24 protein-coding genes are annotated in these 23,614 nt (G+C 71.3%); 11 read left to right on the plus strand and 13 right to left on the minus strand.

What is annotated here, in order from left to right; genetic code table 11:
• Positions 1-11 precede the first annotated feature (11 nt).
• From kstD to ADL03_RS08545, 4 genes are read right to left on the minus strand one after another with little or no spacing between them, the layout of a single operon-like run.
• Positions 12-1,718 (minus strand): 3-oxosteroid 1-dehydrogenase, encoded by a 1,707-nt coding sequence (gene kstD / locus ADL03_RS08530; RefSeq protein ID WP_053732814.1) that lies wholly within the window; start codon positions 1,716-1,718, stop codon positions 12-14.
• A complete protein-coding gene (locus ADL03_RS08535) occupies positions 1,715-2,170 on the minus strand; it encodes a pyridoxamine 5'-phosphate oxidase family protein (protein ID WP_231641660.1) in 456 nt (151 codons plus the stop codon). Before ADL03_RS08535 ends, kstD begins: the two co-directional genes overlap by 4 nt.
• The gene (locus ADL03_RS08540) at positions 2,163-3,674 is read right to left on the minus strand and encodes an acyl-CoA synthetase (RefSeq protein WP_053732815.1); all 1,512 of its coding nucleotides are present in this window, start codon (positions 3,672-3,674) and stop codon (positions 2,163-2,165) included. Before ADL03_RS08540 ends, ADL03_RS08535 begins: the two co-directional genes overlap by 8 nt.
• A 25-nt stretch (positions 3,675-3,699) precedes the next feature.
• Positions 3,700-4,728, minus strand: coding sequence for an LLM class F420-dependent oxidoreductase (locus ADL03_RS08545; protein ID WP_053732816.1), 1,029 nt, complete (start codon positions 4,726-4,728; stop codon positions 3,700-3,702).
• A 45-nt stretch (positions 4,729-4,773) separates the two neighbouring features.
• On the opposite strand from ADL03_RS08545, the gene ADL03_RS08550 reads away from it, so the two are divergent.
• From ADL03_RS08550 to ADL03_RS08570, 5 genes are read left to right on the plus strand one after another with little or no spacing between them, the layout of a single operon-like run.
• Positions 4,774-5,718: an OB-fold nucleic acid binding domain-containing protein gene (locus tag ADL03_RS08550; RefSeq protein ID WP_053732817.1), complete on the plus strand. Its 945-nt coding sequence runs from the start codon at positions 4,774-4,776 to the stop codon at positions 5,716-5,718.
• Between the two features lie 9 nt (positions 5,719-5,727).
• Entirely contained in the window at positions 5,728-6,780 is a 1,053-nt protein-coding gene (locus ADL03_RS08555; RefSeq protein WP_053732818.1) for a thiolase domain-containing protein, read from the plus strand.
• Complete coding sequence (locus tag ADL03_RS08560) at positions 6,781-7,926, plus strand: thiolase domain-containing protein (protein WP_053732819.1); 1,146 nt, start codon at positions 6,781-6,783, stop codon at positions 7,924-7,926.
• Positions 7,923-8,783, plus strand: a complete 861-nt coding sequence (locus ADL03_RS08565) for a TIGR03619 family F420-dependent LLM class oxidoreductase (protein ID WP_053732820.1) — start codon at positions 7,923-7,925, stop codon at positions 8,781-8,783. Before ADL03_RS08560 ends, ADL03_RS08565 begins: the two co-directional genes overlap by 4 nt.
• Complete coding sequence (locus tag ADL03_RS08570) at positions 8,780-9,226, plus strand: nuclear transport factor 2 family protein (RefSeq protein WP_053732821.1); 447 nt, start codon at positions 8,780-8,782, stop codon at positions 9,224-9,226. The genes ADL03_RS08565 and ADL03_RS08570 overlap by 4 nt, the downstream gene beginning before the upstream one ends.
• Here the strand turns inward: ADL03_RS08570 and ADL03_RS08575 are convergent.
• From ADL03_RS08575 to ADL03_RS08585, 3 genes are read right to left on the minus strand one after another with little or no spacing between them, the layout of a single operon-like run.
• Entirely contained in the window at positions 9,204-10,085 is an 882-nt protein-coding gene (locus ADL03_RS08575) for a fructosamine kinase family protein (RefSeq protein ID WP_157528346.1), read from the minus strand. The two genes, ADL03_RS08570 and ADL03_RS08575, sit on opposite strands and share 23 nt — an antisense overlap.
• Positions 10,082-10,897: a hypothetical protein gene (locus tag ADL03_RS08580; protein ID WP_053732822.1), complete on the minus strand. Its 816-nt coding sequence runs from the start codon at positions 10,895-10,897 to the stop codon at positions 10,082-10,084. The genes ADL03_RS08575 and ADL03_RS08580 overlap by 4 nt, the downstream gene beginning before the upstream one ends.
• A gap of 10 nt (positions 10,898-10,907) precedes the next feature.
• Positions 10,908-12,035, minus strand: coding sequence for a steroid 3-ketoacyl-CoA thiolase (locus tag ADL03_RS08585; RefSeq protein ID WP_053732823.1), 1,128 nt, complete (start codon positions 12,033-12,035; stop codon positions 10,908-10,910).
• Between the two features lie 178 nt (positions 12,036-12,213).
• On the opposite strand from ADL03_RS08585, the gene ADL03_RS08590 reads away from it, so the two are divergent.
• Positions 12,214-13,392 carry a cytochrome P450 gene (locus ADL03_RS08590; protein WP_053732879.1) on the plus strand — a complete coding sequence of 393 codons (1,179 nt, stop codon included), beginning with the start codon at positions 12,214-12,216 and terminating at the stop codon, positions 13,390-13,392.
• Between the two features lie 112 nt (positions 13,393-13,504).
• Here ADL03_RS08590 and ADL03_RS08595 read toward each other — a convergent pair whose 3' ends face one another.
• Entirely contained in the window at positions 13,505-14,374 is an 870-nt protein-coding gene (locus tag ADL03_RS08595) for an SDR family oxidoreductase (RefSeq protein ID WP_053732824.1), read from the minus strand.
• Positions 14,371-15,132: an SDR family oxidoreductase gene (locus ADL03_RS08600; protein WP_053732825.1), complete on the minus strand. Its 762-nt coding sequence runs from the start codon at positions 15,130-15,132 to the stop codon at positions 14,371-14,373. The genes ADL03_RS08595 and ADL03_RS08600 overlap by 4 nt, the downstream gene beginning before the upstream one ends.
• 70 nt (positions 15,133-15,202) lie before the next feature.
• On the opposite strand from ADL03_RS08600, the gene ADL03_RS08605 reads away from it, so the two are divergent.
• From ADL03_RS08605 to ADL03_RS08620, 4 genes are read left to right on the plus strand one after another with little or no spacing between them, the layout of a single operon-like run.
• The gene (locus tag ADL03_RS08605) at positions 15,203-15,970 is read left to right on the plus strand and encodes an enoyl-CoA hydratase family protein (protein WP_053732880.1); all 768 of its coding nucleotides are present in this window, start codon (positions 15,203-15,205) and stop codon (positions 15,968-15,970) included.
• On the plus strand, positions 15,945-16,742 hold the full coding sequence (locus ADL03_RS08610; RefSeq protein ID WP_053732826.1) for a CoA transferase subunit A: 798 nt from the start codon (positions 15,945-15,947) through the stop codon (positions 16,740-16,742). The genes ADL03_RS08605 and ADL03_RS08610 overlap by 26 nt, the downstream gene beginning before the upstream one ends.
• A complete protein-coding gene (locus ADL03_RS08615) occupies positions 16,739-17,449 on the plus strand; it encodes a CoA-transferase subunit beta (RefSeq protein WP_053732827.1) in 711 nt (236 codons plus the stop codon). Before ADL03_RS08610 ends, ADL03_RS08615 begins: the two co-directional genes overlap by 4 nt.
• Positions 17,446-18,498 (plus strand): nitronate monooxygenase family protein, encoded by a 1,053-nt coding sequence (locus ADL03_RS08620; RefSeq protein WP_053732828.1) that lies wholly within the window; start codon positions 17,446-17,448, stop codon positions 18,496-18,498. Before ADL03_RS08615 ends, ADL03_RS08620 begins: the two co-directional genes overlap by 4 nt.
• On the opposite strand, the gene ADL03_RS08625 is transcribed toward ADL03_RS08620, so the two are convergent.
• The 4 genes from ADL03_RS08625 to ADL03_RS08640 are packed head-to-tail and all read right to left on the minus strand — an operon-like array spanning position 18,479 to position 22,059.
• Positions 18,479-19,612, minus strand: a complete 1,134-nt coding sequence (locus ADL03_RS08625) for an acetyl-CoA C-acetyltransferase (protein WP_053732829.1) — start codon at positions 19,610-19,612, stop codon at positions 18,479-18,481. The genes ADL03_RS08620 and ADL03_RS08625 overlap by 20 nt on opposite strands.
• A gap of 13 nt (positions 19,613-19,625) precedes the next feature.
• Positions 19,626-20,219: a TetR/AcrR family transcriptional regulator gene (locus ADL03_RS08630; protein ID WP_369808952.1), complete on the minus strand. Its 594-nt coding sequence runs from the start codon at positions 20,217-20,219 to the stop codon at positions 19,626-19,628.
• Positions 20,220-20,233: 14 nt separating this feature from the next.
• Positions 20,234-20,977 carry an SDR family oxidoreductase gene (locus ADL03_RS08635; RefSeq protein ID WP_053732831.1) on the minus strand — a complete coding sequence of 248 codons (744 nt, stop codon included), beginning with the start codon at positions 20,975-20,977 and terminating at the stop codon, positions 20,234-20,236.
• Entirely contained in the window at positions 20,974-22,059 is a 1,086-nt protein-coding gene (locus ADL03_RS08640; protein ID WP_053732832.1) for an acyl-CoA dehydrogenase family protein, read from the minus strand. The genes ADL03_RS08635 and ADL03_RS08640 overlap by 4 nt, the downstream gene beginning before the upstream one ends.
• A 60-nt stretch (positions 22,060-22,119) precedes the next feature.
• Between ADL03_RS08640 and ADL03_RS08645 the strand changes: the two genes are divergently transcribed.
• The gene (locus tag ADL03_RS08645; RefSeq protein ID WP_053732881.1) at positions 22,120-23,586 is read left to right on the plus strand and encodes a FadD3 family acyl-CoA ligase; all 1,467 of its coding nucleotides are present in this window, start codon (positions 22,120-22,122) and stop codon (positions 23,584-23,586) included.
• The last annotated feature ends 28 nt before the right edge of the window (positions 23,587-23,614 follow it).

Genomic DNA, 23,614 nt, shown 5'->3' on the forward strand with positions numbered 1-23,614 from the left:
GCCCCACACCGCTAGATGTCGTTCGCCGCGATGTACCCGAACGTCATGGCGGGCCCGATGGTCGACCCGGCACCGGCGTAGCTGCGGCCCATCACGGCCGAGCTGACGTTGCCCGCCGCGTACAGCCCCGGGATCACCGACCCGTCCGGGCGCAGCACCCGTGCGCGCGCATCGGTGACCATGCCGCCCTTGGTGCCGAGGTCGCCGGGCACGATCTTGAACGCGTAGAACGGTGGCGCCCACAGCGGCGCGAGGCACGAGTTCGGGATGACCGCCGGGTCGGTGTAGTAGTGGTCGTAGGCGCTGTCGCCGCGCTGGAAGTCCACGTCCCGGCCGGTGAACGCCTGGTTGTTGAACCGGCTCACGGTGGCCTTCAACGCCGGGCCCGGCACGCCGATCGCCGACGCCAGGCCGTCCAGCGACCAGTTCTTCACCACCGCACCGGCCTGGTACCACGGGTCCGGCAGCGGCAGCGCGGGTGCGACGTCGGCGAACAGGTACCGGTTGCGGTAGTTCTGGTCGACCACCAGCCACGCCGGGATGCACGGTGCCGCCGGGTTCTTGTCGTACATGACGTGCACGACGTCGCTGTAGGGCGCGGCCTCGTTGACGAACCGCTGCCCGGCCTGGTTGATCATCAGGCCGCCCGGCAGGGTGCGTTCGGCCAGGCAGAAGTACGGCGCGCCGGGCACCGGGATCGCGGGGCCCCACCAGGCGTCGTCCATCAGGTCGAACGCCGCGCCGAGCCGCTGGCCCGCGCGGTGGCCGTCACCGGTGTTCTCCTTTGCGCCCACGGTCCACTGCGTGCCGATCGGCTGGCGCTGGTACTGCGCGCGCATCGCTTCGTTGTGCTCGAAGCCGCCCGAGCCCATGATCACGCCACGGCGTGCCCTCACCAGGCCGCGCGAGGTCACGACACCGCGCACGGCGCCGTTCACCACGTGCAGGTCCTCCAGCGGCGTGTTCAGCCACACCGGCACGCCCGCCCGCATCAGGCCCACCCGCAGCGCACCGGCCAGCGACTGGCCCATCGTCAACGGCTTCTGGCCGGCCAGCGCCGCCGCCGTGCCGCGCGCCAACGCGGCCGCGGCCGTCGCGGCACCCTTGGCGTTGACCAGGGCCAGTGCGAGCCACTTGTAGTCGGCGCTGAAGATGACCATGCCGGGCGGCACGGCGAGGTAGGGCGGGTTCAGGTTCGCGAGCTCGGCGCCGAGCTGGTTGCCGTCGAACACGTCCGGCTCGATCGACCGGCCGCGTGCGATGCCGCCGGGGTACTCCGGGTAGTAGTCGCTGTAGCCGTCCATGTACCGGAAGCGCAGCGGGCTGTTGCGCAGCACGAACGAGATCATCCGCGGCCCGGCGCTCAGGTAGGCCTGCTGGCGGGCCAGCGGGATGTCGCCGACGACGGCCGAGAGGTACTGCGCGGCCTTCGCCGGGGTGTCCGGCACCCCGGCGGCGAGGATCACCTCGTTGTTCGGGATCCAGATGCCGGCGCCGGAGCGTGCGGCGGAGCCACCGAACGTCGGCGCCTTCTCCACCACCACGACGCTCAGCCCGCGCTTGGCGGCGGTCAGCGCGGCGGTCATCCCCGCCGCACCCGAGCCGACGACGACCACGTCGTACTCACCGAGGTCCGCTCCGGCGGTTCCGGTGCGCACGAGTCCCGAGGCCAGCGCGAGACCGGCTCCGGCCAGCACCTGACGGCGGTTCAACGTCATGGGGTCACTCCCGACATCAGCTTGCGGTGGTCCCAGCTGGCCGTCCGGCTCGGACGGAAGATCACGGCGACGCGGCGGGACATCGCCTTGCGCAGGGCGTCCCGCTCGGCGTCGGACGAGCCGACCTCGCCGAAGTTCCGCGCCACCACCGCGTCGACCACGCGACCCAGGTCCGGCGTGAACTCGGCGACGCCCTCCATGTGCACGCCGCGCAGCTGGTCGTAGGTCTCCCCCGCCTCGGCGAGCACGCTGCACCGCGGGTCGCGCCGCAGGTTCACGACCTTCTGCGACCTGCGGTCGGTGCAGAACACGATCTCGCCGTCCAGCCACGCGAACCACATCGGTGCGAGGTGCGGCAGGCCCTCCCGCCCGATGGTCGCCACGACCAGCGTCCGCTGCCCGGCCAGGAACGCCTCGACCTCGGCGGGCGTCATCTTGATCAGATCACGCACGGTCCCTCAGCTTCCGCTTGTACAGCTTGCCGTTGGGGTCACGGGGCAGCTCGGCGAGGTACTCGATCGTGCGCGGCAGCTTGAACCTCGCGAGCCGGGTCCGGGCGAACGCCAGCAGCTCGTCGGTGAGCTCCTGACCGGGCTCCACACCGTCGACCGGCTGCACGACCGCCTTGATCTCCTCGCCCCAGTCCGGGTGCGGCACACCGAACACCGCCACGTCCGCGACCTTGGGGTGGCACACCAGCTCGCCCTCGATCTCCGCCGGGTAGATGTTCACGCCACCGGAGATGATCATGTCGTTCTTGCGGTCGCACAGGAACAGGTAGCCGTCCTCGTCCAGATAGCCGATGTCCTGCAACGTGAACAGCTTGCCGACCCGCGCGGCCCGCGTCTTCTCGGCGTCCCCGTGGTACTCGAACGTCGCGTCGCCCATCCGCATGTACACCAGGCCGCGTTCGCCCGCGGGCAGCTCGTTGCCCTCCTCGTCGAGGATCTTGATCTCGGAGGTGGGCCACGGCAGGCCGACCGATCCGGGTTTGCGCAGCCACTCCTGCGCGCTGATCGCCGTGCCGCCGCCCTCGGTCGCCGCGTAGTACTCGATCACGACCGGCCCCCACCAGTCGAGCATCCTGCGCTTCACCTCGACCGGGCACGGCGCCGCGCCGTGGATCATCGCGCGCAACGACGACAGGTCGTACCCGGTCCTCACCTCGTCCGGCAGCGCGAGCAGCCGGTGGAACTGGGTCGGCACCATGTGGCTGTGGGTGACCCCGTGCCGTTCGATCAGCCGCAGCATCTCCTCGGGGTCCCAGTGGTCCATCAGCACGGTCGTGTGCCCGAGCTGGAGGGAGATCACGACGAAGTTCAGCACCGCCGTGTGGTAGAGCGGCGACCCGCACAGGTGCACGTGCCCGTCGAACGGGCGGATGCCGAAGATGCCGAAGAACCACTGCGCGGAGCCGGGAACGACGTCCGGGTCCGCGCCGGTCAACGGCCTGCGCACGCCCTTGGGCCGCCCGGTCGTGCCGGAGGTGTAGAGCATCGGCGACCCGGTCGTGCGGACGTCCGGCCGGCCCTCCTCGCCGTCGCCGAGGACGTCGAGCGGCTGGAAGCCGTCGATCTCGCCGACGGAGAACTTCGCCTCCGGCGGCAGGTCCGCGGCGGCTTGCGCCGCGGCGGCGGCGAACCGCTCGTGCGCGACGAACGCCTTGGCGCCGCTGTCCTGCACGAGGTAGGCCACCTCGGCGCCGGTCAGGTGCCAGTTCGCCATCACGACGTAGAGGCCGGTCTGGTAGGCGGCGAAGTACACCGCCACGAGCTCGGCGCTGTTGGGCAGCATCAGCACGATGCTGTCGCCCGGTGCCAGGCCCAGTGACTGGAACCCGCGGCCGTACCGATTCGCGGCGGCCGCGAGCTCCCGGTAGGTGAGCTGACGACCGTCCGGATCGACCAGCGCGGTCAGGTCCGGCTGCTCCGACGCGATGTTCCAGAGTCCTACCACCCCCTCAAAATAGAACGCGTTTCACTTACTGACAAGCCTCTGCGACGGCCTTGATCGAGGCGGTGTCGCGGCACCCGACGAGCAGTTGGGTGACACCGGCCGCCTCCCACCGGGCGACCTCCGCGCGCACCTCCTCGGCACTGCCGACAATGCTGATCTCGCGCACCAACTCGTCCGGAACCACCTGTGCGGCCTCGTCCTTGCGCCCTGCCTGGTAGAGCCTCGTGACGTCCGCGACGACCTCGCCGTATCCCATGCGGGTGAACACCTCGGCGTGGAAGTTCATGCCGGGCGCGCCCATTCCGCCGATGTACAAAGCCACGAACGGCTTCAGGAACCCGCGCACGGTCACCGGGTCGTCGGTCACGACCACCTGGCAGGTCGCGGCGACCTCGAGGTCCGCCCTGCTCCGGCCGGACTTCGCGAGACCCTCGTCCAGCCACTCGTCGTACATGCCGGCGAGCCTGGGCGCGTAGTAGATCGCGAGCCACCCGTCGGCGATCTCCGCCGCCAGCGAGACGTTCTTCGGCCCCTCGGCGCCCAGCCAGATCGGCAGGTCGGCGCGCAGCGGGTGGGTGATGGGCTTGAGCGGCTTGCCCAGACCGAGCGCACCGGGGCCCCGGTAGGGCAACGGGTGGTGGGGACCGTCGTTGACCACCGGCGCATCACGGGCCAGGACCTGACGCAGGATCGAGAGATATTCCCTGGTCCTGGCAAGGGGTTTCGCGAACGGCTGCCCGTACCAGCCCTCGACGACCTGCGGCCCGGAGACGCCCAGCCCGAGGACGAACCGCCCGCCGGACAGGTGGTCCAAAGTCAACGCGTGCATCGCGCACGCGGCCGGTGTGCGTGCGGACATCTGCACGACCGACGTGCCGAGCCGGACCCGTCGCGTGGCCGATCCCCACCACGCCAGCGGGGTGAACGCGTCGGAGCCCCAGGCCTCCGCGGCGAACACCGCGTCGAACCCGCACTCCTCCGCCGCCGCCACGAGGTCGGCGGCGTTCGCGGGCGGCGCAGCGCCCCAGTAGCCGAGCTGCAGACCGAGCTTCATGCCGCCATCTTGCCACCATTTCGAGAACCTGTTTCACTTTGATCTGTGCCTAAGCCCCTGAGTGCTCCGCTGGACGTGGGCTTCGACTACACGCGCTCCACCGGACCCACGCTCGGCCGTTTCCTCTCCGACCTCCGCCGCAGGAAGGTCACCGGCATCCGCGGCGCGGACGGCCGCGTGCACGTGCCTCCGCTGGAGTACGACCCGGTGACCGCGCAACGGCTCACCGAGTTCGTCGGCGTGGCCTCGACGGGGGTCGTGCGCGGCTGGTCGTGGATCCCGGAACCGTTGGAAGGCCAGCCGCTGGACCGCCCGTTCGCGTGGGCGCTGATCCAGCTCGACGGCGCGGACACGGCGTTGCTGCACGCCGTCGACGCCGGATCGCCCGACCGCATGTCGACCGGCGCGCGCGTGCGGGTGCGTTGGCGTGACGACCGCGTCGGCGCGATCACCGACATCGCGTGCTTCGAACTGTCCGACGAGCCGGGCGCCGAGCCGGTCGAGGCCGACGACGTCACCATGGTCACCACGCCGGTGCACCTGCACTACACGCACTCCGCGTCACCGACGGAGAACCCGTTCCTGCGCGGACTGATGGAGGGTCGGCTGATCGCGCAGCGCTGCCCGGCGTGCGAGAAGGTCTACTTCCCGCCACGGCCGGCGTGCCCCACCGACGGCGTGCCCACCATGGACCCGGTCGAGCTGTCCGACCGCGGCACGATCACGACGTTCTGCGTGGTCAACGTGCCGTTCCTGGGCCAGCGGATCCCGCCGCCGTACGTGTCGGCGTACGTGCTGCTCGACGGCGCGGACATCCCGTTCCTGCACCTGCTGCTGGGCGTGGCGCCCGAGGACGTGCGGATGGGCATGCGGGTCGAGGCGGTGTGGAAGCCGCGCGCCGAGTGGGGCCCGACGATGCAGAACATCGACCACTTCAAGCCCTCCGGTGAGCCGGACGCGCCGTTCGACTCCTACTCCCAGCACCTGTGAGGGGCCCGCATGCGTGACGTCGCAGTGGTCGGTTTCGCGCAGACACCGTGCGTGCGCGAGACCGACGGCACCACCAACGGTGTCGAGATGCTGGTGCCGATCTTCCACGAGGTGCTCGGCGGGCTCGGCCTGACGAAGTCCGACATCGGGTTCTGGTGCTCGGGCTCGTCGGACTACCTGGCGGGGCGGGCGTTCTCGTTCGTGTCCGCCGTGGACGCGATCGGCGCGTTCCCGCCGATCACCGAGTCGCACGTCGAGATGGACGCGGCGTGGGCGCTGTACGAGGCGTGGGTGAAGTTGCAGTGCGGTGAGGTCGACACGGCGCTGGTCTACGGCTTCGGCAAGTCGTCGGCCGGTCAGCTGCGGCGGGTGATGGCGATGCAGCTCGACCCGTACGTGGTGGCGCCGCTGTGGCCGGACTCGCTCGGCCTGGCCGGGATCCAGGCGCGGCTGGGCATCGAGAACGGGCTGTGGAGCGAACGCGCCATGGCCGAGGTGGCGGCACGCTCCCGTGCGGCGGCGATGTCGAACCCGCTGGCGCAGCTGTCCGGGCCGGTGTCGCCCGAGGACCTGCTGGACGCACCGTACGTCGCGAACCCGTTGCGGCGCCACGACTGCGCGCCGATCACCGACGGCGCGTCGGCGGTCGTGCTGGCCGCGGGCGACCGGGCGCGGGAGCTGTGCGAGCGGCCCGCGTGGATCACCGGGTTCGAGCACCGCGTCGACTCGCCGTCGTTCGGCACGCGCGACCTCACCACGTCCCCGTCGGCGGTGGCCGCGGGCAAGGCGGCGGGCGTGGACGGCATCGACATGGCCGAGCTGCACGCACCGTTCACCCACCAGGAACTGCTGCTGCGCCAGGCACTCGGGCTCGGTGACATCACGATCAACCCGTCCGGCGGCGTGCTCGCCGGCAACCCGATGTTCGCGGCCGGGCTGTCCCGCATCGGCGAGGCCGCGCGCAGGGTGCACGACGGCACGGCCGCCAAGGTGCTCGGGCACGCCACCAGCGGCCCGCTGTTGCAGCAGAACCTGGTCTGCGTGATGGAAGGGCGGGACTAGATGCGACCGGCAGCTGTGGTCGGCACCGGCCAGACGCACCACGCCGCGAAACGGCTCGACGTGTCGATGGCCGGCCTGTGCCGCGAGGCCGTCGACCGCGCGATGGCCGACGCCGGCGTGGACTGGCCGGACATCGACGCCGTGGTGCTCGGCAAGGCGCCCGACCTGTTCGAGGGCGTGATGATGCCCGAGCTGTTCCTGGCCGACGCGCTGGGCGCCGTCGGCAAACCGTTGCTGCGCGTGCACACCGCGGGCTCGGTCGGCGGCAGCACGGCGAACGTGGCCGCGTCGCTGGTGCAGGCCGGTGTGCACCGGCGCGTGCTGGCCGTGGCGTTCGAGAAGCAGTCCGAGTCGAACGCGATGTGGGCGCTGTCCGTGCCGACACCGTTCACCATGCCGGTGCACGCCGGGGCCGGCGGGTACTTCGCGCCGCACGTCCGCTCCTACATCCGCCGTTCCGGTGCGCCCGAGCACGTCGGCGCGATAGTCGCAGCCAAGGACCGCCGCAACGGTGCGCTCAATCCGTACGCCCACTTGAAGCAGCCGGACATCACCGTCGAGTCGGTGCGGGCGTCGCAGATGCTGTGGGACCCGATCCGCTACGACGAGACGTGCCCGTCGTCGGACGGTGCCTGCGCCGTCGTGATCTCCGCCGAGCCGACGTCGTCGCGGGCCGCGTGGATCCACGCCACCGCCATGCGCACCGAGCCGACCACGTTCGCCGGGCGCGACCAGGTCAACCCGAGGGCAGGTCAGGACGCGGCCAGAGCGTTGTGGAAGCAGGCGGGGATCACCGATCCGCTGTCCGAAGTGGACGCTGCCGAGATCTACGTGCCGTTCTCCTGGTTCGAGCCGATGTGGCTGGAGAACCTGGGGTTCACCGAGGCCGGGCAGGGCTGGAAGCTCACCGAGGCCGGCGAGACCGAGATCGGCGGGCGGCTGCCGGTGAACCCGAGCGGGGGCGTGCTGTCGTCGAACCCGATCGGCGCGTCCGGCCTGCTGCGGTTCGCCGAGGCCGCGATGCAGGTCATGGGCACGGCCGGCGACCACCAGGTCGACGGCGCCCGGCGTGCGCTCGGGCACGCGTACGGCGGTGGTTCGCAGTTCTTCGCCATGTGGGTCGTCGGATCGGAGCAGCCAGCATGAAGTTCACCGTCGGCATCGCCATGAGCCCGCTCGACCAGCTGACCGAGCTGGCCCGGTGCGCCGAGGAGTGCGGGTACGCCTCGATCGCGCTGCCGGACTCGTTGTTCTTCTCGGAAAAGGTCTCCGCGGACTACCCGTACACACCGGACGGCTCGCGGATGTGGAACGCCGAGACGCCGTGGGTCGACCCGTTCGTGGCCGCCGCCGCGATGGGCGCGGTGACGTCCCGGATCGGCTTCTACACGCAGGTGCTGAAACTGGGCTCGCGCAACCCGTTGCTGCTGGCCCGCCAGGTCGGCTCGGTCGCTCACCTGACCGGCAACCGCTTCGGGCTCGGCGTCGGGCTCGGCTGGTCGCCGGAGGAGTTCGAGTGGTGCGGCGTCCCGTTCAAGGACCGCGGCAGGCGGGTCGACGAGATGATCGACGTGCTGAAGCTGGTGCTGGGCGGCGGAATGGTCGAGTACCACGGCGACTTCTTCGACTTCGACCGGTTGCAGATGTCGCCCGCACCCACCGCGCCGGTGCCGTTCTACGTCGGCGGCCACTCCCCCGCGGCGTTGAAGCGAGCGGCACGGGTCGGCGACGGCTGGACGTCGGCGATGATCAAGTTCGACGAGCTGAAGGCAGTGATCTCCCGGCTCGGGGACCTGGGGGCGTTCGAGCGGCCCTTCGAGATCCAGGCGGTGTGCGTCGACCGGTTCGGGCTCGACGGGTACCGGCAGCTGGAGGAGATCGGCGTGACCGACGTGATCGTGCTGCCGTGGCTGTTCCACGGCGTCGGGTTCGACGGGTCGGTGGAGGCGAAGAAGGACGGGTTGCGGCGGTTCGCCGACGAGGTGCTGAAGGAGTTCGCATGACCGCGGTGACCTGGAAGGCGTCAAAGACCGAGACGCCCGCGCGAGTGGCGTCGTGGAGGTCGATGGACGCCGTGACGCGCAAGGCGAAGGACGAGTGGCTGGCGTTGTTCGCCGACGACGCCGTGGTCGAGGACCCGGTGGGGCCGTCGATGTTCGACGCCGAGGGCAAGGGCCACCACGGCAAGGAGGGCATCGCCGCGTTCTGGGACCTGGCGATCGCGAACGTGGAACGGTTCGAGTTCACGATGCACGACTCGTTCGCGGCGGGCTCGGAGTGCGCGAACGTCGGCGTGATCTCGGCCTTTCTGCCGGGTGGGGCGCGCGTCGACACCGAGGGCGTGTTCGTCTACCGCGTCGGCGAGGACGGGTTGATCCGGTCGGTGCGCGCGTTCTGGGAGGCCGAACGCGCGATGGCGACGTTCACCCAGCCCGGAACGGCCTGAGCAGGGCACGCACCTGCTCCGCCGCGCCCCAGTCGTGGTCGAACATGGCGACGAGGGCGAGGCTTTGGCGCAGCTGGAGCAACGGCATCCGGCCGCGCCAGTCGTCGTCCAGGCCGGTCAGCTCGGCGTACACGGCGAAGAACCGCTCGGCCTCCGGCGGGTGCGGGGAGCACCACAGGTGCGCCAGGTCGACCTCGGCCCAGGTGTAGGAGACCGCCGGGTCGATTACCGCGGGTGCGCGGTCCGCGGTGGCGAGGACGTTGTGCGCCCACAGGTCGCCGTGCGTCAGGCACGCCGGGTTCGCCGGCAGGAGGTCGGGCAGCCGGTCGCAGAGGCGTTCCAGGGCTCGCCGGTCCCGTTCGTCGAGCGCCGCCCGGACGCGCCGTTCCGGCAGCCAGCGCAGCAGGCGGTGCCGCGCGAAGAACTCGTGGCCGTCGGCGGTCCACGTGTTCACCTGCCGGTAGCGGCCGAGCCAGTTGTCGTGCTCCCAGCCGAACCGGTCGTGCACCGTCGAGGTGTGCAGCCGTGCGACCGCGTGGGCGAGCCGCTCCCAGAACGCCTCGTCGTCCGGCCGCGGCCGCAGCACGGACAGCACCAGCACGTCCCGCGTCGCCAGGACGACCTCGGGCGTGACGAGACCACCCCGGTCCCGCAGGACCTGGAGCCCCTCCGCCTCGGCCGCGAACAGGTCGTCCGCGGGCACCTCGGCGAACGACTTGACGAACAGCGGGGAGCCGCCGCGCCGGACGGCGATGCCCGCGAGTGCCGCGAGCCCGCCGTCGACCGGCTCCACCGCCGTGACGTCGTCCAGTCCCGCTGTGTGCAGGCGGTGGAGCAGCAGGGAGGCTGCTGTGATCACTGGGCCGTCAGCTTCGCGAAGATCGGTTCGAGCAGCGCGACCAGCTCGGCGAGCTCCTCCTCGGACAGCGCGTCGTACGGAGGGGCGGCCAGGTCGTCGGTGAGGGCTTCGACGCGGTGCTGAGTCTCCCGGCCGAGGTCGGTGAACCGGCCGTCGGCGTCGACCAGCCCGCGTTCGCGCAGGCCCGCCATGACCGCGGCCAGCCGCTCCCCAGGCAGGTGGTGGATGCGGCCGAACGACTCCGGCGGGTGGATGCCCATCGCGATCGCGCTGATGACGTGCGCCTCGGTGCCGCCGATGCCGTTCGTGACCAGGGCCGCGACGTGCCCGTCGCCGCGGTGCTCGCGCAGCACGGTCGCGGAGTGCCACAGCCGCGTGAGCGGGTCGGCGGGGATCGGGAGGGTGCGCAGCCCGGCGTACATCACCCGGCCCTCGGTGGGGGCGCTCGTGGCGGCCTTGGTGGTCAGGTCGGCCGCCCGCGGCACGCCCTCCGAGTCGGCCAGGTCGCCGAGGAGCCGGCGCAGGGCGGTCACGCTGCCCCGTTCCCGTGCGGCGAGGGACTCCTCCGGCGGGATCTTCTCCCAGGCGCTCGGGATGTGCCGTGCGGCCTCGCCGGGGGCGAAGTTGTAGAACGCCGCGTGCACGACCTCCGCCGGTACCCGTCCCAGCGGTGCGGCGCGGCTGGCGAAGTAGCCGCCCCAGTAGTTGCGGTGGCCGAGTGCGGCGTACTCCTCGCCGACCTCGTCCGCCAGATAGGTGACGAGGCAGATCGGTTCGAGGAGCTCGTGCATGCGGCGGGCGGTGTGGGTCATGCCCTACAACCTAGAGCCGTTCGATGATCGTGCCCGTGGCGAGCGCCCCGCCGGCGCACATCGTGATCAACGCCGTCGTGCCGTCCCTGCGCTCCAGCTCGTGCAACGCGGTGGTGAGGAGCCGGGCGCCGGTGCTGCCGACCGGGTGGCCCAGTGCGATGGCGCCGCCGTTGACGTTGACCCGGTCGAGGTTCGGCCGGTGCACCGCGGCCCACGACAGCACGACCGACGCGAACGCCTCGTTGACCTCGAACAGGTCGATGTCCCCGATCTTCATGCCGCTGCGGTCGAGCAGCCGCGCGGTCGCGTCGACCGGCCCGTCGAGGTGGTAGTAGGGGTCCGACCCGACCAGGCACTGCGTCACGATCCGGGCCCGCGGCCGCAGCCCGTGCGCCTGCGCCCACGCCGCGTCCACGACCATCACCGCCGACGCGCCGTCGGAGATCTGCGACGACGTACCGGCCGTGTGCACGCCGTCGGGCAGCACCGGTTTCAACGCCGCCAGCTTCTCCAGGCTCGTCTCGCGCAGGCCCTGGTCGGTGTCGACGAGCTCCTGGCCGACCTTCACCGGCACGACCTCGGCGGCGTACCGGCCCTCCGCCCACGCCCTGCGCGCCTTCGTCTGGGAGGCGACACCGAACCGGTCGACCTCCTCGCGCCCGATTCCCCGCCGCGCGGCCACCCGTTCCGCCGCGACGAACTGGTTGGGCAGGTCGATGGTCCACGACTCGGGCCGCGGCAGGCCGGACTCGCCGATGTTGGCGCGCAACGGCACCCGGCTCATCGCCTCGACCCCGCACGCGACGCCGACGTCGATGGCGCCCGCGGCGATCAGGCCGGCCACGAGGTGTGCCGACTGCTGGGCCGATCCGCACTGGCAGTCGATCGTCGTGCACCCGGCCGTCCGCGGCATCCCCGCGTGCAACCACGCGGTGCGTGTGATGTTGTTCGACTGTTCACCCGCCTGGGTGACGGTGCCACCGATGACCTGTTCTACAGCGGCCGGATCGACGCCGGTGCGGTCGAGCAGCCCCCGTTGCGCCGCACCGAGGAGCTCGGCGGCGTGCAGGCCGGACAACCAGCCGTCGCGCTTGCCGATGGGCGTGCGCACCGCTCCCACGATCACCGGACTGCCCACGCGGGCCTCCCCTCGCCACCGAACTAGAACACGTTCCTCTTGATGGACAGCTTGGCTGGCCGGGGGCTTCACCACAAGCTGGAACCGTGTTTGAATCGGGTAGAACGCGTTTCATCTAGGAGGTGTGCTCGTGGGCAAGCCGCGCATCCCGGAGGGCTTCGACTTCACCGACCCCGACATGTACGCGAACCGCCTGCCGTTCGAGGAGTTCGCCGAGCTCAGGCGGACCGCGCCGATCTGGTGGAACGCGCACCCGCACGGCCAGGGCGGTTTCGCCGACGACGGGTTCTGGGTGGTGTCGAAGCACGCCGACGTCAAGGAGGTGTCGCGCAACAGCGAGCTCTTCTCCAGCTGGGAGAACACCGCGATCATCCGGTTCGCCGACGACCTGCCGCGCGACCGGATAGAGATGCAGCGGTTGCTGCTGCTCAACATGGACCCGCCGGTGCACACCAAGCAGCGCGGCATCATCTCCCGCGGCTTCACGCCCAGGGCGATCAACAGCCTGCGCGCGGCCCTGAGCGCGAGGGCCGAGCAGATCGTGACCGGGGCCAAGGAGAGGGGCAGCGGCAACTTCGTCACCGACGTCGCGTGCGAGCTGCCGTTGCAGGCGATCGCGGAGCTCATCGGCATCCCGCAGGAGGACCGCCGCAAGATCTTCGACTGGTCGAACCAGATGATCTCCTACGACGACCCGGAGATCGACGACGACCCGCTGACCGCCGCGACCGAGCTGCTGGGCTACTCCTGGACCATGGCCGAGGACCGCAGGGGCTGCCCGCGCGACGACATCGTCACCAAGCTCGTCCAGGCCGATGTGGACGGTGCCGGCCTCAAGTCCGAGGAGTTCGGCTTCTTCGTGCTGCTGCTGGCCGTCGCCGGCAACGAGACCACCCGCAACGCCATCACGCACGGCATGAAGGCGTTCTTCGACCACCCCGACCAGTGGGAGCTCTTCAAGGCCGAACGCCCGGCCACCGCGGCCGACGAGATCGTCCGGTACGCCACACCGGTGGTCGCCTTCCAGCGCACCGCGACGCAGGACACGTCACTGGGCGGGGTGGAGATCAAGAAGGGCCAGCGGGTCGGGCTGTTCTACTCCTCCGCGAACTTCGACGAGGACGTGTTCGAGGAGCCGCAGCGGTTCGACATCACCCGCGACCCCAACCCGCACCTCGGGTTCGGCGGCAGCGGGGCGCACTTCTGCATCGGGGCGAACCTGGCGCGGCTGGAGATCGACCTGATCTTCAACGCGATCGCGGACCACATGCCGGACATCCGGGAGGCCGGGGCACCGCGCCGGTTGCGGTCGGGGTGGTTGAACGGCATCAAGGAGTTCCAGGTCCACTACAGCTAGCGGCCTGTCCGGTGGTCGGCGAGCTCGCGGGCCACCGGACTGGCTCCTGTGCGAGGTGTCCGGCGTCCCGTTCACCGCATGGTCACGCAGGGACTGCCGGAGCGGTAGGGCTTCACCCCTCTGAGGCGCCGTACACCGGAACGGGCCGGTGGCCGGCGACCAGCTCGTGGACCACCGGACCGAGCTCGTCCGGCGTCCACCGCGCCCCCTTGTCGACCTCACGGCCGCGCTGCCACCCGTCGGCCAGGCAGATCCGGCCCCCGTCGACCTCGAACATCTTCCCGGTGACGGCACCGGACCCCGCGCTGCCCAGCCACACGACCAGCGGTGACACGTTCTCGGGTGCCATCGCGTCGAAACCGTGCTCCGGGGCGGCCATCGCGTCGAAGACGTGCTCGGTCATCCGGGTGCGGGCCGAGGGCGCGATCGAGTTCACCGTCACGCCGTAGCGGCCCAGTTCCGCCGCCGCCACCAGGGTCAGCGCCGCGATGCCCGCCTTGGCCGCCGAGTAGTTCGCCTGCCCGACGCTGCCGAACAGGCCCGCACCCGACGACGTGTTGATCACCCGTGCCTGGACCGCGCCGCCTGCTTTGGCCACACCGCGCCAGTACGCGGCGGCGTGGTGCAGGGGTGCGAAGTGGCCCTTGAGGTGCACGCGGACGACCTCGTCCCACTCGTCCTCGGCGCAGTTCACGATCATCCGGTCGCGCACGATGCCGGCGTTGTTGACGAGCACGTCGAGGCCGCCGAACGCCGCCACCGCCGTGTCGATCAACCGGGCGGCGCCGGCCCAGGTGCCCACGTCGTCGGTGTTCACCACGGCACGCGGGCCGATCAGCGCGGCCACCTCGCCTGCGACGATCGCGGACAGGTCGTTCACCACGACCCGTGCGCCCGCCTCGGCGAACGCCAGTGCGTGGGCCCGGCCGAGGCCGCGGCCCGCTCCGGTGACGATGACGACCCGGTCCTCGCACAAGGTCATGACGTACCCCCGTTGTTCTGAGCGGCGGCCAGGAAGGCGGGCACCTCTCCCCCGCCGTGCACGGGCAGGGTCGCGCCGGTGACGTAGGAAGCCAGTGGCGAGGCGAGGAACACCGCGCACGCGCCGACTTCGTCCGGTGACGCGAGGCGGCCCAGCGGCACGGTGCGCGCGACGGCTTCGACACCGGCTTCGTCGCCGTAGTGCAGGTGGGACTGTTCGGTGCGCACGAGACCGACGGCCAGCGCGTTGACGCGGACCCTGGGGGCCCACTCGACGGCCAGTGACGCGGTCAGGTTCTCCAGGCCGGCCTTGGCGGCGCCGTACGCGGCGGTGCCCGGTGAGGGGCGGCGGCCGCTGATGCTGCTGACCATCACGATCGAGCCGCCACCCGGCTGGTCGCGCATCACGGCGAACGCGGCCTGCGACACCTGCAGCGGTGCCAGCAGGTTCAGCTCGACGACCTTGCGGTGGAAGCGCGGCGATGCCTGGTCGGCCAACGCGAACGGCGCGCCGCCCGCGTTGTTCACGACCACGTCCAGCCGGCCGTGGCGCGCGACGATCGTGGCGACCAGCGACGAGACCTGCTCGGCATCCCGCACGTCGCACGGCAGGAACGACGCCCCCGGCACGTCCGCCGGACGCCGGGCGCACGTCACCACCACCGCTCCGGCCCGCAGGAACGCGCGGGTGATGCCCGCGCCGACACCGCGCACCCCGCCCGTCACCAGGACGACGGATCCGTCGAGGTCGAGTTCCACCGCACACCTACCCCGGTCGCTCCGGCGCTGCTAAGTTACCAAGCAATCGCTTGGTTTGGAAGGCGGTGCGATGGGGATCTCCAGCAGCCACACCGAAAACGGCGTTGTCGAGGTGACCATCGACTTCCCCCCGGTCAACGCGCTGCCCGCGCGCGGCTGGTTCGAGCTGGCCGACACGATCACGCGCGCGGGCGACGACCAGGACGCGCGGGTCGTGGTGCTGCGCGCGGAGAACCGCGGGTTCTGCGCGGGCGTCGACCTGAAGGAGATGCAGCGGGCGCCGGGGTACGAGGCACTGGTCGCGGCGAACCGGGGCTGCGCCAGGGCGTTCGGCGCGGTGTACGACTGCGCGGTGCCGGTCGTCGCGGCCGTGCACGGGTTCTGCCTCGGCGGCGGGGTCGGACTGGTGGGCAACGCGGACGTGGTCATCGCCTCCGACGACGCCTACTTCGGCCTGCCCGAGGTCGACCGGGGCGCGCTGGGCGCCGCGACCCACCTGGCCCGGCTGGTGCCCCAGCACCTGATGCGCGCGCTCTACTACACCGCCTCGAACGTCACCGCAGCGCAGCTGCACCACCACGGGAGCGTCTACCGCGTGGTCCCGCACGCGGAACTGGACGACGCGGCACGGGAGCTCGCGCACGAGATCGCGAAGAAGGACCCGCTGGTGATCCGCAGGGCCAAGGAGGCGATCAACGGCATCGACCCGCAGCGGGTGCACACGAGCTACCGCTTCGAGCAGGGATTCACCTTCGAGCTGAACCTCACCGGCGCGTCCGACCGCGCCCGGCAGGCCTTCCTGGACGGACACCATGCGCGACAAGCGAATGACGGCTGACGAGGTCGTCGGCCGGATCGAGGACGGGATGACCGTCGGCATCGGCGGCTGGGGGTCGCGGCGCAAACCGATGGCCCTGGTCAAGGCGTTGCTGCGCAGCAACGTCACGGACTTGACCGTCGTCTCCTACGGCGGTCCGGACGTGGGACTGCTGTGCGCGGCGGGGAAGATCAGGAAGCTGGTCTTCGGGTTCGTCTCGCTCGACACCATCGCCTACGACCCGTGGTTCCAACGGGTCCGCGAGACCGGTGCGATCGACGTGCTGGAGCTGGACGAGGGCATGGTGCAGGCCGGGCTCAGGGCCGCGGCGCACCGGTTGCCGTTCCTGCCGATCCGCGCCGGCCTCGGTTCGGACGTGCTGACGTACGCGCCCGGGATCCGCACGGTCCGGTCGCCCTACGACGACGGCGAGGAGCTCGTGGCGATGCCCGCGCTCAAGCTCGACGTGGCGCTCGTGCACCTCAACCGCGCGGACCGGCACGGCAACGCCCAGTACCTCGGGCCGGACCCGTACTTCGACGACCTGTTCTGCCTGGCGGCGCAGCGGCGCTACGTGTCGTGCGAGCAGGTGGTCGACCGGTTCGAGGGGGCGCCGCAGACGTTGCTGCTCAACCGGATGATGGTCGACGGCGTCGTGGAGGCACCGGGTGGCGCGGGGTTCACGAGCTGCGTTCCCGACTACGGCCGCGATGAGCAGCTGCAACGCGAGTACGCCACCGCGGCGGGCGATCCGGAGCGGTGGCCGGGCTTCTACGAGAGGTTCCTGGGATGAGCGACGTCACGCGTGCCGAGGTCTGCGTCGCGGCCTGCGCCGACCTGTTCGCCGGTGCCGGTGAGACGCTCGCCAGCCCGATGGGCCTGATCCCCTCGCTGGGTGCCCGCCTCGCCCGGCTCACCGGCGAACCCGACCTGCTGATCAGTGACGGCGAGGCGTTCCTGCTCACGCCGGAGTCCACTGTGGAGGGCTGGCTGCCGTACCGGAGGGTGTTCGACGTCGTCGCGCACGGCCGCAGGCACGTCGTGATGGGCGCCAACCAGGTCGACCGGTTCGGCAACCAGAACATCTCCGCGATCGGCGACCACGCCCGGCCGACCCGGCAGCTGCTGGGGTTCCGCGGCGCGCCCGGCAACACGGTCAACCACCGCACCAGCTACTGGGTGCCCCGGCACGGTCCGCGGGTGTTCGTCGAGCGGGTCGACGTGGTGTCCGGCGTCGGCTACGACCACGCCGCCGGGCCGTTCCACGACGTCCACCGGGTGGTCACGAACCTCGCCGTGCTCGACTTCGCGACGCCGGACCACTCGATGCGGCTGGTCTCCGTGCATCCCGGCGTGTCCGTGGACGAGGTGCGGCGGCAGACGTCGTTTCCGCTCGCGGCCGACGACGTCACCGAGACCCGGCTGCCGACCGACGGGGAACTGGAGCTGATCCGCACCAGGCTCGACCCGGATGCCAAGCGGGAGAGGGAGGTTCGGTGAAGACCGCGCTGACCGAGCTGGTCGGCGTGCGGCACCCGGTCGTGCAGACCGGGATGGGCTGGGTCGCCGGGCCGCGGCTGGTCTCCGCGACGGCCGAGGCGGGCGGGCTCGGCATCCTCGCCTCCGCCACCATGACGTACAACGAACTCGAAGCCGCCATCAAGGAAACCCGCGCCCGCACCGCACAACCGTTCGGCGTCAACCTGCGTGCCGACGCGCACGACGCTCAAGAACGCGTAGAGCTGCTGATCCGCGAACGGGTCGGGGTCGCCTCCTTCGCGCTCGCCCCGAAACCGGACATGATCGCCAAGCTCGCCGACGCCGGTGTCGTGGTCATCCCGTCGGTCGGCGCGGCGCGGCACGCCGAGAAGGTCGCGAAGTGGGGTGCCCACGCCGTGATCGTGCAGGGCGGGGAGGGCGGCGGGCACACCGGTGGTGTCGCCACGACGTTGCTGCTGCCCAGCGTGCTGGACGCCGTCGACGTCCCGGTGGTCGCGGCCGGTGGCTTCTTCGACGGCCGCGGCCTGGCCGCCGCGCTCGCGTACGGCGCGGCCGGCATCGCGATGGGCACCCGGTTCCTGCTCACGAGGGAGAGCACGGTCCCGGACGCGGTCAAACAGGCCTACCTGCACCGGGACCTGACCGGCACGGTCGTCACGACCCGCGTCGACGGACTGCCGCACCGCGTCCTGCGCACCGACCTGGTCGAGCACCTCGAACGCTCCGGCCGCGTCGGCGGCCTCCTGCGGGCGCTCGCGAACGCGGCGAGGTTCCGCGCCCACACCGGGCTCTCGTGGCGCGCGATGATCCGCGAAGGCCTGGCGATGAAGCACGGCAAGGACCAGACCTGGGCCCAGGTGGTCATGGCCGCGAACACGCCGATGCTGCTGCGCGCCGGTCTCGTGGAAGGCAGGACCGGCGCCGGCGTGCTCGCGTCCGGTCAGGTCGTCGGGCTGCTCGACGACCTGCCGACGTGCGAGGACCTGATCTCCGGCGTCGTCGCGGACGCCGAGCGGATCATCGCGGAGCTCAGCCGAGTCGTTCGATGATGGTCACGTTCGCCTGACCGCCGCCCTCGCACATCGTCTGCAGCCCGAACCGGCCGCCGGACCGTTCCAGCTCGTGCAGCAACGTCGTGAACAGCTTCGTGCCGGTCGCGCCGATCGGGTGGCCGAGCGCGAGCGCTCCCCCGTTGACGTTGACCTTCGCGAGGTCGACGCGCAGCTCCTTCGCCCACGCCAGCGGCACCGACGCGAACGCCTCGTTCACCTCGAACAGGTCGATGTCCGAGATCGCCATCCCGGCACGGTCCAGTGCGTGGCGGGTCGCCCTGATCGGCGCGGTCAGCATGTAGATCGGGTCGGAGCCGCGGGCGGACAGGTGGTGCACCCGTGCCCGCGGGGTCAGCCGGCGTTCGCGCACGGCCCGTTCCGACGCCACCAGCACCGCCGAGGCACCGTCGGAGATCTGGCTCGACAGCGCCGCCGTGGTCCGCCCGTCCGGCCGCAACGGCCGCAGCGCCGCCATCTTCTCCACGCTGGTGTCCGGCCGCGGGCACTCGTCGTGCACGACCCCGTCGACCGGTGCGATCTCCCGGTCGAACCGGCCCTCCTTGATCGCCGTCAACGCCCGCAGGTGGCTGCGCAGCGCGAACTCCTCCATCTCCCGGCGCGAGAGGTCCCACCGCACGGCGATCAGGTCGGCCGACCGGAACTGGTTGACCTCCTCGTCGCCGTAGCGGTGCTCCCAGCCCTCGCAGCCGGCGTGCGGGCTGACCGACATCGCCGACCCGATCGGCACCTGCGACATGTTCTGCACGCCACCGGCGACCACGAAGTCGGCCGTCCCGCTCATCACCGCCTGCGCCGCGAAGTGCACAGCCTGCTGGCTCGAACCGCACTGCCGGTCGACCGTCACCCCCGGCACCTGCTCGGGGAACCCGGCGGCGAGCCACGCCGTGCGCGCGATGTCGCCCGACTGCGGCCCCACGGTGTCGACGCAGCCGAAGATCACGTCGTCCACGTCGGTCGGGTCGACGTCGACCCGGTTGAGCAGCGCGGTGATCACGTGCGCGCCGAGATCGGCCGGGTGCACGTGGCTCAGCACGCCGCCGCGCCGTCCCGCCGGGGTCCGCACAGCCTCGATGATGTACGCCTCGGCCACGAGGGCCCTCCTTCTACGTCTTCGCCCTCCGGCGCCCCGTTGCAATTCCGTCGAGCAAGATCGCCAGGTACTGGTCGGCCACGGTCTGCGCGGACAGCTCACCGTCGGGCCGGTACCAGCGCACGGCCACCCACACCGTGTCGCGGATGAACCGGTAGGCGAGGTCGACGTCGAGGTCGGCGCGGAACACCCCGGCCCGGATGCCGTCCTCCAGCAGCACCGTCCACAGCTTGCGGAACTCCACGCTGCGCTCCTCGACGTAGGAGAACCGCTCCAGCCCGGCCAGGTGCTTCGTCTCGTTCTGGTAGATCGCCACCTCGGCGTGCCGGGTGTCGATCGCCTCGAACGACGCCACGACCAGCGCTTTCAACGTCTGCTTCGGCCCGAGGCCCGCGTCGACGATCTCGCGGTAGCGCGTGAACAGCTCGTCCAGGAACGACCGCAGGATCTCGTCCACCATCGACTCCTTCGAGTCGAAGTGGTGGTAGAGGCTGCCGGACAGGATGCCCGCCGCGTCGGCGATGTCGCGCACCGTCGTCTGCCCGTACCCGCGTTCGGCGAACATCCGCGCCGCCAACGCGAGCAGCTCCGCCCTCCGGCCACTCATCGAACTCTCCTCCATCACGGGTGCTGACTGCTCACCGAGACGACCTCGCCCGTCAGGTAGGTCGAGTAGTCGCTGGCGAGGAACACGATCACATTCGCGACCTCCCACGGCTCGGCGGCACGCCCGAACGCCTCCCTTCCGGCGAGCTCGGTCAGCAACTCCTCACTGGTGACCTTGGTCAAGAACGGGTGCGCGGCCAAGCTCGGAGCGACCGCGTTCACCCGGATGCCGTGCTCTGCCACGTCCATGGCCGCACATCGGGTCAGCGCCATCACCCCGGCCTTCGCCGCTGCGTAGTGGGCTTGCCCCTTCTGGGCACGCCAGCCGACCACGCTGGAGTTGTTGACGACGACACCGCCGCGCTGGGCGACCATCTGGCGCAGTGCGGCCCTGGTGCAGCGGAACGTGCCGTTCAGCGTCACGTCCAGCACCCGCGACCACTCGTCGTCGGTCAGGTCCAGCACCGACCGCTCGCCGCCGAGGCCCGCGTTGTTGACCATCACGTCGATCCGGCCGAACCGCTCGACGGTCTGGCCGACCAGCGCCTGGACCTGGTCCTCGTTCGTGACGTCGCACGGGATCGCGTGGTGGGCGCCGAGGGCCTCGCGGGTCTCCCCGAGGCGGCGCTCGTGCCAGTCGCTGACCACCACGGTCGCGCCCTCTTCGAGGCAGCGCCGCGCGGTGGCCGAGCCGATGCCGGTGCCGGCCGCCGCGGTCACCACGACGACCTTGCCCGCGAGCAGGTCGTGGCCCTTCACCGCGGCAGTCCCAGCACCCGGTGGGCGATGATCTCGCGCTGCACCTCGTCGGACCCGCCGTAGATCGTCTCGGCGCGGCTGAACAGGAACGTGGCCTGGTGCGGGTTGCCGTCCAGCATCGAGGCCGGGCCGAGGACGTCCATCGCCAGTTCTCCGAGTCTCTTGTGCCAGCCGGACCAGAACAGCTTCAGCACCGACGCCTCCGGGCCCGGTTCGGCGCCCAGCGTGCGCAGCGTGTGCGAGCGCATGACGTGCAGGTCGAGCCACGCCCTGGTGAGCCGGTCTTGGAGGATCGGGTCGTCGGGGGCCTGTGCGATCAGCTGGTCGAGCTCTCGCCGGAACGCGACCTGGTGGCCGAGCATGGCGACACCGCGTTCGAAGCCCAGGGTGGCCATCGCGATCTTCCAGCCCTCCCCCGGCCTGCCGACGACGTTCTCCTCGGCGGTCACCGCGCCGTCGAAGAACACCTCGTTGAACTCCGACGTGCCGGTCAGCTGCCGGATCGGGCGCACCTCGACACCGGGCTGGTCCATCGGCACGAGCAGGTACGACAGGCCGTGGTGGCGCTGCGAACCCGGTTCGGTCCTGGCGAGCACGAAGCACCAGTCGGCCACGTGGGCGAGCGAGGTCCAGATCTTCTGGCCGGTGACCACCCACCGGCCGTTCACGAGCTCGGCCCTGGTGCTGACCGACGCGAGGTCGGAGCCGGCGCCGGGTTCGGAGTAGCCCTGGCACCACAGCTCGTCGACCGCGCGGATCTTGGGCAGGAACCGCCGCTGCTGCTCGGGGGTGCCGAACGCGCACAGCGTCGGGCCGAGCAGGCCCTCGCCGACGACGTTCACCCGCGCCGGCGCATCGGCACGGGCGTACTCCTCGTGGAACACGACCTGCTCGTCGATCGTGCGCCCGCCGGGCCAGCTGAGCGCGGTCCACCCGTGGGCCGCCAGGTGCCGGTCCCACCGCAACCGCCCCTCGAACGCCTCGTGCTCACGGCCGGGCCCGCCCAGGCCGCGCAGTGCGGCGAACTCGCCGACGAGGTTGGCGGACAACCATTCCCGCACCTCGCGCCGGAAGTGCTCCATGGGCCATACTCTAACCTACCAAGCACTTGCTTTGGAGGCCCGTTGGAGGACGCGGTGGCCATCGATCCAAGCAGGCACACGGTTTCAGCGGTGCTCGACCGGGCCGCGGCGGTGCACGGCGCCGCGGAAGCGTTGGTGGACGGGGAGGTCCGGCTCACCTACGCCGGGCTTCGTTCGGCGGTCGACGTCGCAGCGCGCTCGCTCGTGTCCATGGGCGTGCGGCCGGGCGACCGGGTGGCGTTGTGCGCGCCGAACAGCCATCGCTGGGTCGTGGCGGCGCTGGGCGTGTTGTGCGCGGGTGCCGCGCTCGTGCCGATCAACACCCGGTTCACCGCCGCCGAGACGCTGGAAGTGCTGGCGCGGAGCCGTGCACGGGCGTTCGTCGTCGAGGGGACGTTCCTCGGGCGGGACCGGCTGGCGGAGCTGGAAGGTGCGGCGCTGCCCGAGGTGGTGGTGCGACTGCCTTTCGAGTGGGCGGGCGCGGACGTGGAGCTGCCTCCGGTCGAGCCGGACCAGGTCTGCGACGTCATGTTCACGTCGGGGACGACCGGGCGCAGCAAGGGCGCGATGAGCGCGCACCGGCAGTCGCTCGCGGTCGCGCACGCGTGGGCGGAGTGCGGGTCGTTGTCGGCGCAGGACCGCTACCTGGTCGTCAACCCCTTCTTCCACACCTTCGGGTACAAGGCGGGGATCCTGGCCTGTCTGCTGTCCGGAGCGACGATCGTGCCGCAGCCGGTGTTCGACGTCGCCGAGACCATGCGGCTGGTCGAACGCGAGCGGATTACGGTCCTGCCCGGCGCGCCGACGATCTTCCAGTCGCTGCTCGCCCACCCCGAACGGCCGTCGTTCGACCTGTCGTCGTTGCGGCTCGCGGTGACCGGGGCGGCGGTGGTGCCGGTGGCACTGGTCGAACGGATGCAGGCGGAGCTGTTCGGCACGGTGCTGACCGCGTACGGGCTGACCGAGGCGGTGGTGGCGACGATGTGCCGTCCGTCCGACTCGCCGCGGACGGTGGCGACCACGTGCGGGGCGCCGGTGGCCGGGTTCGAGCTGCGGCTGGGTGAGCAGGACGAGGTGTTGTTGCGCGGTCCCAACGTGATGCTCGGCTACCTGGACGACCCGGAGGCCACGGCCGCGGCGGTCGACGCCGACGGGTGGCTGCACACCGGGGACGTGGGCCGGGTCGACGAGCGCGGCTACCTCTCGATCACCGACCGGCTCAAGGACATGTACATCTGCGGCGGCTTCAACGTCTACCCGGCCGAGGTCGAGCAGGCGCTGGCCCGGCTGCCGGGCGTCGCGGAGTCCGCCGTCGTCGGCAGACCGGACGCGCGACTCGGCGAGGTCGGCGTCGCGCACGTGGTCCTCGCCCCCGGCGCCGAGCTGACCGAGGCGTCGGTGGTCGAGTTCTGCCGTTCGGTGCTCGCGAACTACAAGATGCCGCGCGCGGTCGAGTTCCACCCGGCACTCCCCCGCAACGCCGGCGGCAAGGTCCTGAAGAACCTGCTGCGCGAGGAGAACAAGTGACTGTCTCGTACGAGCGGCGCGGCCCGGT

Source organism: Nocardia sp. NRRL S-836 (assembly GCF_001279525.1).
GTDB lineage: Bacteria > Actinomycetota > Actinomycetes > Mycobacteriales > Pseudonocardiaceae > Lentzea.